Source organism: Pseudomonas sp. P1_C12 (genome assembly GCF_056406435.1).
Map to the genome: position 1 here is coordinate 35,321 of NZ_JBFUAE010000002.1, position 13,277 is coordinate 48,597.

The following is a 13,277-nucleotide window of genomic DNA, read 5'->3' on the forward strand; positions in this document are numbered from 1 at the left end:
GATCTTGCTTCTCACAAAAACTCAGCAACCTTTCTGGCTGTCTCGTCCAGATGTTGCTCATGCGTAAACCCCGAAGCCTTCAACGGCTTTAGATCATGATCCCCCGCCACCAGCCAGAACACCTCGATACTCGGCGATAGCGCATAACCCTCGACCACCTCACGATTGCCCAGCGCATCGCGCTCGCCCTGGACGATCAAGGTCCGTGTCTTCAGCCCCGCCAGATGCTCAACCCGTGGTTTCTCCGGCTTACCCACCGCATAGAACGGATAGCCCAGGCACACCAGCGCATCCACCCCCAACTCATCGGCCAGCAGACTGGCCATCCGCCCGCCCATGGACTTGCCGCCGATGGCCAGCGGCCCAGTGACATGGCGTCGCACCTGGGCATACACCTCGCGCCAGCATTCCAGCAGTTTCGGCGCCGGGTTCGGCGGGCGTTTACCGCCGTCGATGCGCCGCTGCGCCATGTACGGAAACTCGAAGCGCAACACGTTGACGCCTTGAGCGGCGAGGCGTGCAGCCATGTCGCTCATCCAGTCGCTGTCCATCGGTGCGCCGGCGCCATGGGCAAGGATCAGCGTCGCCGCAGCCTTGCCAGCGGCGGCATTCCACAACCATCCATGATCCCGCACGCACTGCGCCCATTGATCCCCGTCAATACCGGCCTTGTGCCCTTTGTCCATGCTTGCCTCGCTTTTAGTCTGCCTATAACTCCGGCCGAAGGGTGCGCAGCCAAGCGCTGCGTGCTCTCACTTCGGCTGAACCGTGGATGGGGAACCATGAACACTTCTATCAGTACCGCCTACAACTACAAGGTGGTCCGCCAATTCGCCATTATGACGGTGGTGTGGGGCATCGTCGGCATGGGGCTCGGGGTTTTTCTCGCTGCCCAGTTGGTCTGGCCCGAACTCAACTTCAATCTGCCGTGGACCAGCTTCGGCCGCTTGCGCCCCCTGCACACCAACGCGGTGATCTTCGCCTTTGGCGGCTGCGCCTTGTTCGCCAGTTCGTTGTACTCCGTACAACGGACGTGCCAAACACGCTTATTTGCTCCCGCAGTTGCCGCATTCTGTTTCTGGGGCTGGCAGCTTGTGATCCTGCTGGCGGCCATCAGCCTGCCGATGGGCTACACCAGCTCCAAGGAATACGCCGAGCTGGAATGGCCGATCGACATCCTGATCACCATCGTCTGGGTCGCCTACGCCATCGTGTTCTTCGGCACGATCATGCAGCGCAAGACCAAACACATTTATGTCGGTAACTGGTTCTTCGGTGCGTTCATCATCACCGTGGCGATTCTGCACATCGTCAACAACATGGAATTGCCGGTCAGCTTCACCAAGTCCTACTCGCTGTACTCCGGCGCTACCGATGCGATGGTGCAATGGTGGTATGGACACAACGCCGTAGGCTTTTTCCTCACCGCCGGTTTCCTCGGGATGATGTACTACTTTGTGCCGAAACAGGCCGAGCGTCCGGTGTATTCCTATCGCTTGTCGATCGTGCACTTCTGGGCGCTGATCACCTTGTACATCTGGGCGGGCCCACACCACCTGCACTACACCGCGCTGCCGGACTGGGCGCAGTCGCTGGGCATGGTGATGTCGCTGATCCTGCTAGCGCCGAGCTGGGGCGGGATGATCAACGGCATGATGACCCTGTCGGGCGCTTGGCATAAGTTGCGCAGCGACCCGATCCTGCGCTTCCTTGTGGTGTCGCTGGCGTTCTACGGTATGTCGACCTTCGAAGGGCCGATGATGGCGATCAAGACGGTCAACGCCCTCTCCCACTACACCGACTGGACCATCGGCCACGTACACGCAGGCGCCTTGGGCTGGGTGGCGATGATCTCCATCGGCGCGCTGTACCACATGATCCCGAAAGTCTTCGGCCGCGAGCAGATGCACAGCATCGGCCTGATCAACGCGCACTTCTGGCTCGCCACCATCGGCACCGTTCTGTACATCGCCTCGATGTGGGTCAACGGCATCGCCCAGGGCCTGATGTGGCGTGCGGTGAACGAGGATGGCACGCTGACTTACTCCTTCGTCGAAACCCTGGTGGCCAGCCACCCTGGCTTCGTCGTGCGGCTGGTGGGTGGCGCGATCTTCCTCAGCGGCATGTTCCTGATGGCCTACAACACCTGGCGCACCGTGCGGGCCTCTCAGCCTGCCGCCGTCGCCGCTGCCGCGCAGATGGCCTGAGGAGTCCGCCATGAAACACGAAACTATCGAGAAAAACGTCGGCCTGTTGCTGCTGCTGATGATCCTGGCCGTGAGCATCGGTGGCCTGACCCAGATCGTCCCGCTGTTCTTCCAGGACGTGACCAACAAACCGGTGGAAGGCATGAAGCCCTACACCGCGCTGCAACTGGAAGGTCGCGACATCTATATCCGTGAAGGCTGCGTCGGCTGCCACTCGCAGATGATCCGTCCGTTCCGCGCCGAGACCGAACGCTACGGCCACTATTCGGTGGCCGGTGAAAGCGTCTGGGACCACCCGTTCCTGTGGGGCTCGAAACGCACCGGCCCGGACCTGGCCCGGGTCGGTGCGCGCTACTCGGATGACTGGCACCGCGCGCACTTGTACAACCCGCGCAACGTCGTGCCGGAGTCGAAGATGCCAGCCTACCCGTGGCTGGTGGCCAATCAGCTCGACAGCAGCCACACCGAAACCAAGATCAAGGCCATGCGCACCCTGGGCGTGCCGTACACCGACGAAGACATTACCGGCGCCGTCGCTTCGCTCAAGGGCAAGAGCGAAATGGATGCGCTGGTCGCCTACCTGCAAGTGCTCGGCACTGCGATCAAGAGCAAGAGGTGAGCCATGCCCATGTCTTTTATAGAGATCGAATTGAGCACTGGAATGATCCGCGGCCTTGGCACCGTCGTGGTGTTCGTGGCCTTTGTCGGCCTGACGCTGTGGGTATTCAACGGCAAGCGCGGCCCGGAATTCGCCGAAGCGCGCCTGCTGCCGTTCGCCGACGAACCACAACCCGACATCACTGAAGAACCTGTCACAAGGAGTACCCGGCCATGACCACCTTCTGGAGTACGTGGATCTGCGTACTGACCATCGGCAGCCTGATCGGCCTGACCTGGCTGTTGATCGGCACCCGCAAGGGTGAAACCAAGGGCAGTGTCGACCAGACCATGGGCCACAGCTTCGACGGCATCGAGGAGTACGACAACCCGTTGCCGCAATGGTGGTTCATGCTGTTCGCCGGCACCTTGGTATTCGCCGTCGGCTACCTGATCCTCTATCCGGGCCTGGGCAACTGGAAAGGCGTCCTCCCCGGCTACGAAAACGGCTGGACCGGGGTGCACGAATGGGAAAAGGAGATGGCCAAGGCTGACGGGAAGTTCGGGCCGATCTTCGCGAAGTTTGCGGCAATGCCCGTGGAAGAAGTGGCCAAGGACCCACAGGCATTGAAAATGGGCGGCCGCCTGTTTGCCTCCAACTGCTCGGTGTGCCACGGCTCGGATGCCAAGGGTGCGTTCGGCTTCCCCAACCTGACCGACAGCGACTGGCGCTGGGGCGGCAATGCAGAAACCATCAAGACCACCATCATGGGTGGCCGGATGGCGATGATGCCGGCCTGGGGTGAAGTCCTGGGTGAGGAAGGTGTGAAAAACGTCGCCGCGTATGTGCGCCATGGCCTGGCCAAGCTGCCATTGCCTGCCGACAGCAAAGCCGACCTGCAGGCCGGACAGCAAGCGTTCAGCACCACCTGCGTGGCTTGCCATGGGGCAAACGGCCAGGGCACTGAAGCCATGGGCGCGCCGAACCTGACGCACCCGGCCGGCTTCATTTACGGGACGAGCCTGACACAACTTGAGCAGACGATTCGGCATGGCCGCCAGGGCCATATGCCGGCGCAGAACGAACTGCTGGGCAGCGATAAGGTGCAATTGCTGGCCGCGTATGTGTACAGCCTGTCCCACAGTTTGAATACCGAGCGCTTACAGGCTGAAGACAACCGCGAATAAATCCCGACCGCTCTGCTGCCGCATTCTCGCGGATGCGGCAGTTCCCTGCCCCTTTGCGACGCATTGTCGCACCCTCTGTGACTCTTTCTTTCGGATCCCAGGATTCGGGTCTAAGCTTCCCCCGATGCGGACTGGCCGGTGCCGGTTCCAGGTCGACCCTGAACGATGTGTTCGACGAATCTGCCCGATGACAGGCCGCAAAGGCTGGTAGATACCGGCTGTCGCACCAATTGCCTTCGGTCAGCCAAACGTTGCGTTTGAACACACCCCGTTACATCCGACCTGACCCCCTCGCCTGATCAGTCCGCCGGGATGTTTTGCCCGCGGGCAATTTTGTCCTTACGCGGCGCATGGAAAGGCCGCAGAATCAGCTTTTGAAAGCATTGACCCAGGTCATGGCGCGTTGCAATGACCCCTTGCTTTCTCCATACTTGCGGCCGATTTTTAATCCTAATAAAACACCCAAACCGTGGAACCTTAGAATGAGCACAGCAATCAGTCCGACTGCTTATAACTATAAGGTAGTCCGCCAGTTCGCCATCATGACGGTGGTCTGGGGGATCCTTGGCATGGGGCTCGGTGTCTTCATTGCCTCGCAACTGGTCTGGCCGGAGTTGAACTTCGGTCTGCCATGGACGAGCTTTGGACGCCTGCGCCCATTGCACACCAACCTGGTGATTTTCGCCTTCGGTGGATGTGCACTGTTTGCCACTTCTTATTACGTCGTGCAGCGAACCTGCCAAACGCGACTGATTTCCGACAGCCTCGCCGCCTTCACCTTCTGGGGATGGCAAGCGGTGATCGTCGGCGCGATCATTACCTTGCCGATGGGTTTCACCACCACCAAGGAATATGCGGAGCTGGAATGGCCCCTGGCTATTCTGCTGGCCATTGTCTGGGTCACCTACGGTCTGGTGTTCTTCGGCACCATCGTCAAGCGCAAGACCAAGCACATCTATGTGGGTAACTGGTTCTACGGCGCGTTCATCGTCGTGACAGCGATGCTGCATATCGTCAACCACATGTCGCTGCCGGTCAGCCTGTTCAAGTCCTACTCGGCCTACTCGGGCGCGACGGACGCGATGATCCAGTGGTGGTACGGCCACAACGCCGTGGGCTTCTTCCTGACCACCGGCTTCCTGGGCATGATGTACTACTTCGTGCCGAAACAGGCCGAGCGTCCGATCTACTCCTATCGTTTGTCGATCGTGCACTTCTGGGCACTGATCACCCTGTACATCTGGGCCGGTCCCCACCACCTGCACTACACCGCGCTGCCGGACTGGGCTCAGTCCCTGGGCATGGCGATGTCGATCATCCTGCTCGCGCCGAGCTGGGGCGGCATGATCAACGGCATGATGACCCTGTCGGGCGCCTGGCATAAGCTGCGCACCGACCCGATCCTGCGCTTCCTGGTCGTCTCCCTGGCGTTCTACGGCATGTCGACCTTCGAAGGCCCGATGATGGCCATCAAGACCGTCAACTCGCTGTCGCACTACACCGACTGGACCATCGGCCACGTACACGCAGGCGCCTTGGGCTGGGTTGCGATGATCTCGATCGGCGCCATCTACCACATGATCCCGAAACTGTTCGGTCGTGCGCAGATGCACAGCACCGGCCTGATCAACACCCACTTCTGGCTCGCGACCATCGGTACCGTGCTCTACATCGCCTCGATGTGGGTCAACGGCATCACCCAGGGCCTAATGTGGCGTGCAATCAACGACGACGGCACCCTTACCTACTCGTTCGTCGAAGCGCTGCAAGCCAGCCACCCGGGCTTCATCGTCCGTGCCCTGGGCGGTGCGTTCTTCGCCACCGGCATGTTGTTCATGGCCTACAACGTATTCCGTACCGTACGCGCCTCGAACCCGGCTGAAGCCAAAGCCGCCGAACAGATTGCCGTAGTTGGAGCTCACTGATGAAGCATGAAGCAGTCGAGAAGAATATTGGCCTGCTGGCCTTCTTCATGGTCATCGCCGTCAGCATCGGCGGCCTGACCCAGATCGTTCCGCTGTTTTTCCAGGATGTCACCAACAAGCCGGTCGAGGGCATGAAGCCCCGCACCGCCCTGGAACTGGAAGGCCGGGACGTTTATATCGCCAACGGTTGTGTCGGCTGCCACTCGCAGATGATCCGTCCGTTCCGTGCCGAAACCGAACGCTACGGCCACTACTCGGTCGCCGGTGAAAGCGTCTGGGACCACCCGTTCCTGTGGGGTTCCAAGCGTACCGGTCCGGACCTGGCCCGTGTCGGCGGCCGTTACTCCGATGACTGGCAGCGTGCGCACTTGTACAACCCGCGCAACGTAGTGCCCGAGTCGAAAATGCCGGCCTACCCGTTCCTCGTGGAAAACAAGCTCGACGGCAAAGATACCGCAAAAAAAATGGAAGTCTTGCGCACGCTCGGCGTCCCTTACACCGACGAAGACATCGCCGGCGCCAAGGATGCTGTGAAGGGCAAAACCGAAATGGACGCGCTGGTGGCCTATCTGCAAGGCCTGGGCACCATCATCAAAAGCAAACGGTGAATTAGATGGATATCGGGATGATTCGTGGCCTGGGCACCGTTGTCGTGATGGTGGCCTTCATCGGACTGGCACTGTGGGTGTTCAGTCCCAAGCGCAAGTCGGAGTTTGAAGACGCGACCTTGCTGCCTTTCGCGGATGATCCCGAAGCCATCAAGCACGTCGAGCAAGCTTCTAGGAGTAACAAAGAATGACTACATTCTGGAGTCTGTACGTCACAGTCCTCAGTCTCGGTACGATCTTTTCCCTGACCTGGCTGCTGCTGTCGACCCGCAAGGGCCAGCGCGCAGAGCAGACGGACGAGACAGTCGGGCACTCCTTCGACGGGATCGAGGAGTACGACAACCCGCTGCCGAAATGGTGGTTCATGCTGTTCGTGGGCACCATCATCTTCGCACTGGGCTACCTGGCGCTGTATCCGGGCCTGGGTAACTGGAAAGGCCTGCTGCCGGGTTACGGCTACCTCGACAACGAGAAGCAGACCCCGTTCGCCAACGGCCAGACCGGCTGGACCGGCGTTCACGAGTGGGAAAAGGAAATGGCCAAGTCGGACGCCAGGTTCGGTCCGATCTTCGCCAAGTTCGCTGCCATGCCAATCGAAGAAGTGGCCAAGGACCCGCAAGCCCTGAAGATGGGTGGCCGCCTGTTCGCCTCCAACTGCTCGGTTTGCCACGGTTCCGACGCCAAGGGCGCCTATGGTTTCCCGAACCTGACCGACGCCGACTGGCGCTGGGGCGGCGAGCCGCAAACCATCAAGACCACCATCATGGGCGGTCGTCACGCCGTGATGCCTGCATGGGCTGAAGTGATCGGCGAGCAAGGCGTGGCCGACGTGGCCGCGTTTGTCCTGACCAACCTCGATGGCCGCAAGCTGCCGGAAGGCACCAAGGCCGACCCGGTTGCCGGGCAGAAACTGTTCGCCACCAACTGCGTGGCGTGCCACGGTCCGGAAGGCAAAGGCACGCCAGCGATGGGCGCACCCAACCTGACTCACCCGGCAGCGTTCATCTACGGTTCGAGCTTCGCTCAACTGCAACAGACCATCCGTTACGGCCGTCAGGGCCAGATGCCTGCGCAAGAACAGCTGCAAGGCAACGACAAGGTTCACCTGCTGGCCGCTTACGTCTACAGCCTGTCTCACGGTGAGAAGGCAGCGGACGCCGAGTAAGGCAAACGCTTGAAGCAACAAAAAAAAAACGGCCCCGCCAATGTGAATTGGCGGGGCCGTTTTGTTTTTTCAGCGCTGATCTCTAGCGTACGGCGACCAATGGTAATGCCCTATGCCCTCTCTGAGGTTGTGGGGCGACACGCATAGTAGTAACGTTTCTACAAAGCAGCTTCAGGAGGGCCAACCATGATGGTCATCACCACAATTTCCAGCCGCGAATTCAACCAGGACACAAGTGGTGCCAAAAAAGCCACTCGCCAGGGGCCTGTTTTCATCACCGACCGAGGCAAACCGGCCCATGTACTGCTAAGCATTGAGGACTACCAAAAACTGACCGGCACCCACGCCGACATCGCCGAACTGCTGGTCATGCCAGAAGCAGCCGATATCGAATTCGAAACCGAGCGTGCCGTGATCAAACATCGCCCTGTGGATCTGTCCTGATGTTTCTACTCGACACCAACGTAATTTCCGAACTACGCAAACCCCAGGCTGATGCGAACGTCGTTGCGTGGGCCAAAAGTGTCATCGCTCCACGCATGTTCATTTCGGCTATTACCTTGAAGGAGCTGGAAACAGGCGTTCTACGAATGGAGCGTCGGAATCCCGCCCAAGGGAAAGTCTTGCGCACTTGGTTGAAGCATCACGTTATGCCAGCCTTCGACGCCCGAATCCTTCCGGTCGATGCCGCCGTAGCGATTCGCTGCGCCAGTCTGCATATCCCCGACAGAGCCAATGAAAGCGATGCCTTGATTGCGGCCACGGCGCTGGTTCATGGTTTGACGGTGGTCACACGCAATGTCGCAGACTTTCAGTCCAGCGGTGTACAACTGATCAACCCATGGGTCGAATGACCGGCGACATGCGTAAAACCGCCCATAATTCCCAAGTCAATTGATTCAAGTCATTACACCATCAAATGAATTTACCAAACGTGACCAAAGGTCGCACCCGCAGGCTAGAGCGACAGGCGTATCATTGAGCCACTGCAACACCCCTTTTTGACCGCGGTCGGCACGTACTGACCGAGGCACTCTTCCACTGCCGTGGGATGCAATGATGAGCAACCAGATTCCGGTACACGACGTCACTCCACCTGCCAAGAACGCGAACAACAGCGTCGACCTCTACGCCTCCAGAGAAAAAATCTACACCCGCGCCTTCACCGGCTTGTTCCGCAATCTGCGGATGACCGGCGGTGCCATGTTGTTTTTGCTGTATTTCGGCACGGTGTGGCTGAACTGGGGCGGTCATCAGGCCGTCTGGTGGAACCTGCCGGAGCGCAAGTTCTTCATTTTCGGCGCCACCTTCTGGCCCCAGGACTTCATTCTGCTGTCCGGCATGTTGATCATCGCCGCGTTCGGCCTGTTTTTCATCACCGTGTACGCCGGCCGGGTCTGGTGCGGCTATACCTGCCCGCAAAGCGTCTGGACCTGGATTTTCATGTGGTGCGAAAAAGTCACCGAAGGTGACCGCAACCAACGCATCAAGCTCGACAAGGCGCCGATGAGCACCAACAAGTTCCTGCGCAAACTCAGCAAGCACACCCTGTGGCTGCTGATCGGCTTCGTCACCGGCATGACCTTCGTCGGCTACTTCTCGCCGATCCGCGAACTGGTGTTCGACTTCTTCACCGGCCAGGCGGATGGCTGGTCGTACTTCTGGGTCGGCTTCTTCACCCTCGCCACTTACGGCAACGCTGGCTGGCTGCGTGAACAGGTGTGCATCTACATGTGCCCGTACGCGCGCTTCCAGAGCGTGATGTTCGACAAGGACACCCTGATCGTTTCCTACGATCCGCGCCGTGGCGAAAGCCGTGGCCCGCGTAAAAAAGGCATCGACTACAAGGCTCAGGGCCTGGGTGACTGCATCGACTGCACCATGTGCGTCCAGGTCTGTCCGACCGGTATCGACATCCGTGACGGCCTGCAAATCGAATGCATCGGTTGCGCCGCCTGCATCGATGCCTGCGACGCCATCATGGACAAGATGGAATACCCGCGCGGGCTGATCAGCTACACCACCGAGCACAACCTGTCCGGGCAGAAAACCCATAAACTGCGCCCGCGCCTGATCGGCTATGCCGTGGTGCTGCTGGCGATGATCAGCTTGCTGGCGACGGCATTCTTCATGCGTGCGCTGGTGGGTTTCGATGTCAGCAAGGACCGCGTGCTGTACCGCGAGAACGCCGAAGGCCGGATCGAAAACGTCTACAGCCTGAAAATCATGAACAAGGACCAGCGCGACCATATCTACGTGCTCGAAGCCTCTGGCCTGCCGGATCTCAAATTGCAGGGCCGGCGCGAGATCAAGGTCGCGGCCGGCGAGATCGTCAGCCAGCCTGCCGAGCTGTCCGTCGCGCCGGAAAAACTGCCGTCGAGCACCAACGAGGTGAAATTCATCCTCAAGGATGCCGATGACGACAGCGTCCACATCGAAGCCAAGAGCCGGTTCATCGGCCCACAAAATCGTTGAGAGAACTGAACATGCCCGCAGCAACTGCCGCAAGCCCCTGGTACAAGCACCTCTGGCCGTGGATCATCATCGGGATCCTGGCCTGCTCGGTGGCCCTGACCTTGTCCATGGTGACCATCGCGGTGAACAACCCGGACAACCTGGTCAACGACAACTACTACGAGGCTGGCAAAGGCATCAACCGCTCCCTCGACCGTGAGCTGCTGGCCCAGACCCTGAAAATGCGCGCCAGCGTTCATCTCGATGGCGTGACCGGCGAGGTTGACCTGCGCCTGAGCGGCGAGAGCCAGCCCAAGACCCTGGAGCTGAACCTGATCTCGCCGACCCAGCCGGAAAAGGATCGCAAGATCATCCTGACCCGCAGCGAAACCGAACAGGGCCGCTACATCGGCCAGTTGAGCGACAAGATCGAAGGCCGGCGCTTTATCGAGTTGCTCGGCACCCAGGACGACCACATCTGGCGCATGTTCGAAGAGGAACCGGTCAGCCATGACAAGGATCTGCTGCTAGGCGACGAACCCCTGCAAGGTGCCGAAGACCTGAAGAAATAATGTTTGCGCTTCGCGCTTCGCTGGCAAGCCAGCTCCTACAGGATCACACGAATCTGCGTAGGAGCTGGCTTGCCAGCGAAGAGGCCCATCCAGACACCATAGATTGCCCATGACCACCCCACTCCCCTGCTACCACTGCGCCCTGCCCGTCCCGGCCGGCAGCCGCTTCATCGCCGTCGTGCTCGGGGAGTCCCGCGAATTCTGCTGCCCGGGTTGCCTGGCCGTGGCCGAAGCCATCGTCGCCGGCGGTCTGGAAAGCTATTACCAACACCGCAGCGAAGCCTCGGCCAACCCCGAAGCCCTGCCGGTGCAACTGGTGGATGAACTGGCGCTGTACGACCGCGCCGATGTGCAGCAGCCCTTCGTTCGCCACGACGGCGACCTCGCCGAAACCACACTATTGATGGAAGGCATCAGTTGCGCCGCCTGCGGCTGGCTGATCGAAAAACACCTGCGCACTTTGCCTGCCGTAGCCGAGGCGCGCCTGAACCTGTCCAACCATCGCCTGCACGTACGCTGGGCCGATGGGCAATTACCCCTGAGCCAGGTCCTCGGTGAACTGCGTCAGATCGGTTACGCCGCACACCCGTATCAGGCCGACCGCGCCAGCGAACAACTGGCCAGCGAAAACCGCCTGGCCCTGCGCCAGCTCGGGGTGGCCGGGCTGCTGTGGTTCCAGGCGATGATGGCAACCATGGCCACCTGGCCTGAATTCAACATCGATCTCAGCCCCGAACTGCACACCATCCTGCGCTGGGTCGCACTGTTCCTTACCACCCCGATCGTGTTCTACAGCTGCGCGCCGTTCTTCAAAGGCGCCATGCGCGATCTGCGTACCCGCCACCTGACCATGGACGTTTCGGTGTCGCTGGCCATCGGCAGCGCCTACATTGCCGGGGTCTGGACGTCCATCACCGGGGTCGGCGAACTGTATTTCGATGCCGTCGGCATGTTTGCCCTGTTCCTGCTGGCCGGGCGTTATCTGGAACGACGCGCCCGCGAACGCACCGCCGCCGCCACCGCGCAGCTGGTGAATCTATTGCCCGCCTCGTGCCTGCGATTGACACCTGACGGCCAGAGCGAACGCATTCTGCTCAGTGAACTGCGTATTGGCGATCAGGTGCTGGTTCATCCGGGCGCCATTCTTCCGGCTGACGGCAAGATCCTCGACGGCCAGTCGAGTGTCGACGAGTCGTTGCTGACCGGCGAGTACCTGCCGCAACCCCGCACCCTCGGCGACGCGGTCACCGCCGGCACAATGAACGTCGAAGGCGCACTGACCGTCGAGGTCCAGGCCCTGGGCCAGGACACTCGCCTCTCAGCCATCGTTCGCCTGCTCGATCGTGCCCAGGCCGAAAAACCGCGCCTGGCGGAAATCGCCGACCGCGCCGCGCAATGGTTCCTGCTGTTGTCGCTGATCGCCGCCGCCGCGATTGGCCTGCTGTGGTGGGAGCTGGACTCATCGCGGGCCTTCTGGATCGTGCTGGCGATGCTCGTGGCGACCTGCCCGTGCGCCTTGTCACTGGCGACGCCCACCGCTCTCACCGCCGCCACCGGCACCTTGCACAAACTTGGCCTGCTATTGACGCGTGGCCATGTGCTCGAAGGCCTGAACCAGATCGACACGGTGATTTTCGACAAGACCGGCACCCTCACCGAAGGGCGCCTGGCGCTGCGCTCAATCCGCCCTCTCGGCACGCTCGACAGCGATCGATGCCTGAGCCTCGCCGCCGCCCTGGAAAATCGCTCCGAACACCCGATCGCCCGTGCTTTCGGACGCGCGCCGATGGCTGCCGAAGAAGTCCACAGCACACCGGGCCTCGGCCTGGAGGGGCTGGTTGAAGAGCGACGCCTGCGCATCGGCCAACCTCGCTTCGTCTGCGAACTCAGCGGCGCCATGGTGCCGTCGATGCCCGAAGAGGCTGGCCAATGGCTGCTACTCGGCGACAGCCAGGGGCCGCTGGCCTGGCTCGTCCTCGATGATCGCTTGCGTGCCGATGCGCCCGCGCTGTTGGCCGCGTGCAAGGCGCGTGGCTGGCGCACGCTGTTGTTGTCCGGCGATAGCTCACCGATGGTCGCCAGCGTGGCGGCGGAACTGGGTATCGACGAAGCCCGTGGCGGCTTGCGTCCGGACGATAAACTGCAAGTCCTGCAACAACTGCACAAAGAAGGACGCAAGGTGTTGATGCTGGGTGACGGGGTCAATGACGTGCCGGTGCTGGCGGCTGCGGATATCAGCGTCGCCATGGGCTCGGCCACCGATCTGGCAAAAACCAGTGCCGATGCCGTGCTGCTGTCCAACCGCCTCGACGCGCTGGTGCAAGCCTTCAGCCTGGCGCGGCGCACCCGTCGGGTCATTATCGAGAACCTGTTGTGGGCCGGGCTGTACAATGGCCTCATGTTGCCCTTCGCCGCCCTCGGCTGGATCACTCCGGTCTGGGCGGCGGTGGGCATGTCGATCAGTTCGTTGACCGTGGTGTTGAACGCGCTGCGCCTGACTCGCATGCCGAGCGCGCCCGCCCACTGCGCCACGCCAGAAACCCGCCCGCTGCCGGCCTGAG

At 60.9% G+C, this 13,277-nt stretch carries 14 protein-coding genes; 13 read left to right on the top strand and 1 reads right to left on the bottom strand.

Annotation, left to right across the window (positions count from 1 at the left end):
* Positions 1-11 precede the first annotated feature (11 nt).
* On the bottom strand, positions 12-686 hold the full coding sequence (locus AC1D19_RS03100; protein ID WP_477762366.1) for an alpha/beta family hydrolase: 675 nt from the start codon (positions 684-686) through the stop codon (positions 12-14).
* 96 nt (positions 687-782) lie between these two features.
* On the opposite strand from AC1D19_RS03100, the gene ccoN (AC1D19_RS03105) reads away from it, so the two are divergent.
* The 13 genes from ccoN (AC1D19_RS03105) (at position 783) to AC1D19_RS03165 (ending at position 13,276) form a co-directional block, all read left to right on the top strand.
* Positions 783-2,207: a cytochrome-c oxidase, cbb3-type subunit I gene (gene ccoN, locus AC1D19_RS03105; protein ID WP_477762367.1), complete on the top strand. Its 1,425-nt coding sequence runs from the start codon at positions 783-785 to the stop codon at positions 2,205-2,207.
* 10 nt (positions 2,208-2,217) lie between these two features.
* Positions 2,218-2,826, top strand: coding sequence for a cytochrome-c oxidase, cbb3-type subunit II (gene ccoO, locus AC1D19_RS03110; protein WP_008020035.1), 609 nt, complete (start codon positions 2,218-2,220; stop codon positions 2,824-2,826).
* A 3-nt stretch (positions 2,827-2,829) separates the two neighbouring features.
* Positions 2,830-3,042 carry a cbb3-type cytochrome oxidase subunit 3 gene (locus AC1D19_RS03115; protein ID WP_477753674.1) on the top strand — a complete coding sequence of 71 codons (213 nt, stop codon included), beginning with the start codon at positions 2,830-2,832 and terminating at the stop codon, positions 3,040-3,042.
* Complete coding sequence (gene ccoP / locus AC1D19_RS03120) at positions 3,039-3,992, top strand: cytochrome-c oxidase, cbb3-type subunit III (protein ID WP_477762368.1); 954 nt, start codon at positions 3,039-3,041, stop codon at positions 3,990-3,992. Before AC1D19_RS03115 ends, ccoP (AC1D19_RS03120) begins: the two co-directional genes overlap by 4 nt.
* 482 nt (positions 3,993-4,474) lie before the next feature.
* Positions 4,475-5,917, top strand: a complete 1,443-nt coding sequence (ccoN, locus tag AC1D19_RS03125) for a cytochrome-c oxidase, cbb3-type subunit I (RefSeq protein WP_046041350.1) — start codon at positions 4,475-4,477, stop codon at positions 5,915-5,917.
* Positions 5,917-6,525, top strand: coding sequence for a cytochrome-c oxidase, cbb3-type subunit II (ccoO, locus tag AC1D19_RS03130; protein WP_009042961.1), 609 nt, complete (start codon positions 5,917-5,919; stop codon positions 6,523-6,525). Before ccoN (AC1D19_RS03125) ends, ccoO (AC1D19_RS03130) begins: the two co-directional genes overlap by 1 nt.
* Before the next feature lie 5 nt (positions 6,526-6,530).
* The gene (locus tag AC1D19_RS03135) at positions 6,531-6,716 is read left to right on the top strand and encodes a CcoQ/FixQ family Cbb3-type cytochrome c oxidase assembly chaperone (protein WP_003175465.1); all 186 of its coding nucleotides are present in this window, start codon (positions 6,531-6,533) and stop codon (positions 6,714-6,716) included.
* Positions 6,713-7,690, top strand: coding sequence for a cytochrome-c oxidase, cbb3-type subunit III (gene ccoP, locus AC1D19_RS03140; protein ID WP_477753676.1), 978 nt, complete (start codon positions 6,713-6,715; stop codon positions 7,688-7,690). The genes AC1D19_RS03135 and ccoP (AC1D19_RS03140) overlap by 4 nt, the downstream gene beginning before the upstream one ends.
* Before the next feature lie 189 nt (positions 7,691-7,879).
* Complete coding sequence (locus tag AC1D19_RS03145; protein ID WP_477762607.1) at positions 7,880-8,134, top strand: type II toxin-antitoxin system Phd/YefM family antitoxin; 255 nt, start codon at positions 7,880-7,882, stop codon at positions 8,132-8,134.
* A complete protein-coding gene (locus tag AC1D19_RS03150; RefSeq protein ID WP_477762369.1) occupies positions 8,134-8,544 on the top strand; it encodes a PIN domain-containing protein in 411 nt (136 codons plus the stop codon). The genes AC1D19_RS03145 and AC1D19_RS03150 overlap by 1 nt, the downstream gene beginning before the upstream one ends.
* A 205-nt stretch (positions 8,545-8,749) precedes the next feature.
* Positions 8,750-10,165 (top strand): cytochrome c oxidase accessory protein CcoG, encoded by a 1,416-nt coding sequence (gene ccoG / locus AC1D19_RS03155; protein WP_477762370.1) that lies wholly within the window; start codon positions 8,750-8,752, stop codon positions 10,163-10,165.
* A gap of 11 nt (positions 10,166-10,176) precedes the next feature.
* Positions 10,177-10,716: a FixH family protein gene (locus AC1D19_RS03160; protein WP_477762371.1), complete on the top strand. Its 540-nt coding sequence runs from the start codon at positions 10,177-10,179 to the stop codon at positions 10,714-10,716.
* A gap of 109 nt (positions 10,717-10,825) precedes the next feature.
* On the top strand, positions 10,826-13,276 hold the full coding sequence (locus AC1D19_RS03165; RefSeq protein WP_477762372.1) for a heavy metal translocating P-type ATPase: 2,451 nt from the start codon (positions 10,826-10,828) through the stop codon (positions 13,274-13,276).
* Position 13,277 lies beyond the last annotated feature (1 nt).

Bases quoted from the DNA above. Each gene is read 5' to 3' on its own strand.
- AC1D19_RS03100 (WP_477762366.1), bottom strand. From the start codon at position 686: ATGGACAAAGGGCACAAGGCCGGTATTGACGGGGATCAATGGGCGCAG.
- ccoN (WP_477762367.1), top strand. From the start codon at position 783: ATGAACACTTCTATCAGTACCGCCTACAACTACAAGGTGGTCCGCCAA.
- ccoO (WP_008020035.1), top strand. From the start codon at position 2,218: ATGAAACACGAAACTATCGAGAAAAACGTCGGCCTGTTGCTGCTGCTG.
- AC1D19_RS03115 (WP_477753674.1), top strand. From the start codon at position 2,830: ATGCCCATGTCTTTTATAGAGATCGAATTGAGCACTGGAATGATCCGC.
- ccoP (WP_477762368.1), top strand. From the start codon at position 3,039: ATGACCACCTTCTGGAGTACGTGGATCTGCGTACTGACCATCGGCAGC.
- ccoN (WP_046041350.1), top strand. From the start codon at position 4,475: ATGAGCACAGCAATCAGTCCGACTGCTTATAACTATAAGGTAGTCCGC.
- ccoO (WP_009042961.1), top strand. From the start codon at position 5,917: ATGAAGCATGAAGCAGTCGAGAAGAATATTGGCCTGCTGGCCTTCTTC.
- AC1D19_RS03135 (WP_003175465.1), top strand. From the start codon at position 6,531: ATGGATATCGGGATGATTCGTGGCCTGGGCACCGTTGTCGTGATGGTG.
- ccoP (WP_477753676.1), top strand. From the start codon at position 6,713: ATGACTACATTCTGGAGTCTGTACGTCACAGTCCTCAGTCTCGGTACG.
- AC1D19_RS03145 (WP_477762607.1), top strand. From the start codon at position 7,880: ATGGTCATCACCACAATTTCCAGCCGCGAATTCAACCAGGACACAAGT.
- AC1D19_RS03150 (WP_477762369.1), top strand. From the start codon at position 8,134: ATGTTTCTACTCGACACCAACGTAATTTCCGAACTACGCAAACCCCAG.
- ccoG (WP_477762370.1), top strand. From the start codon at position 8,750: ATGAGCAACCAGATTCCGGTACACGACGTCACTCCACCTGCCAAGAAC.
- AC1D19_RS03160 (WP_477762371.1), top strand. From the start codon at position 10,177: ATGCCCGCAGCAACTGCCGCAAGCCCCTGGTACAAGCACCTCTGGCCG.
- AC1D19_RS03165 (WP_477762372.1), top strand. From the start codon at position 10,826: ATGACCACCCCACTCCCCTGCTACCACTGCGCCCTGCCCGTCCCGGCC.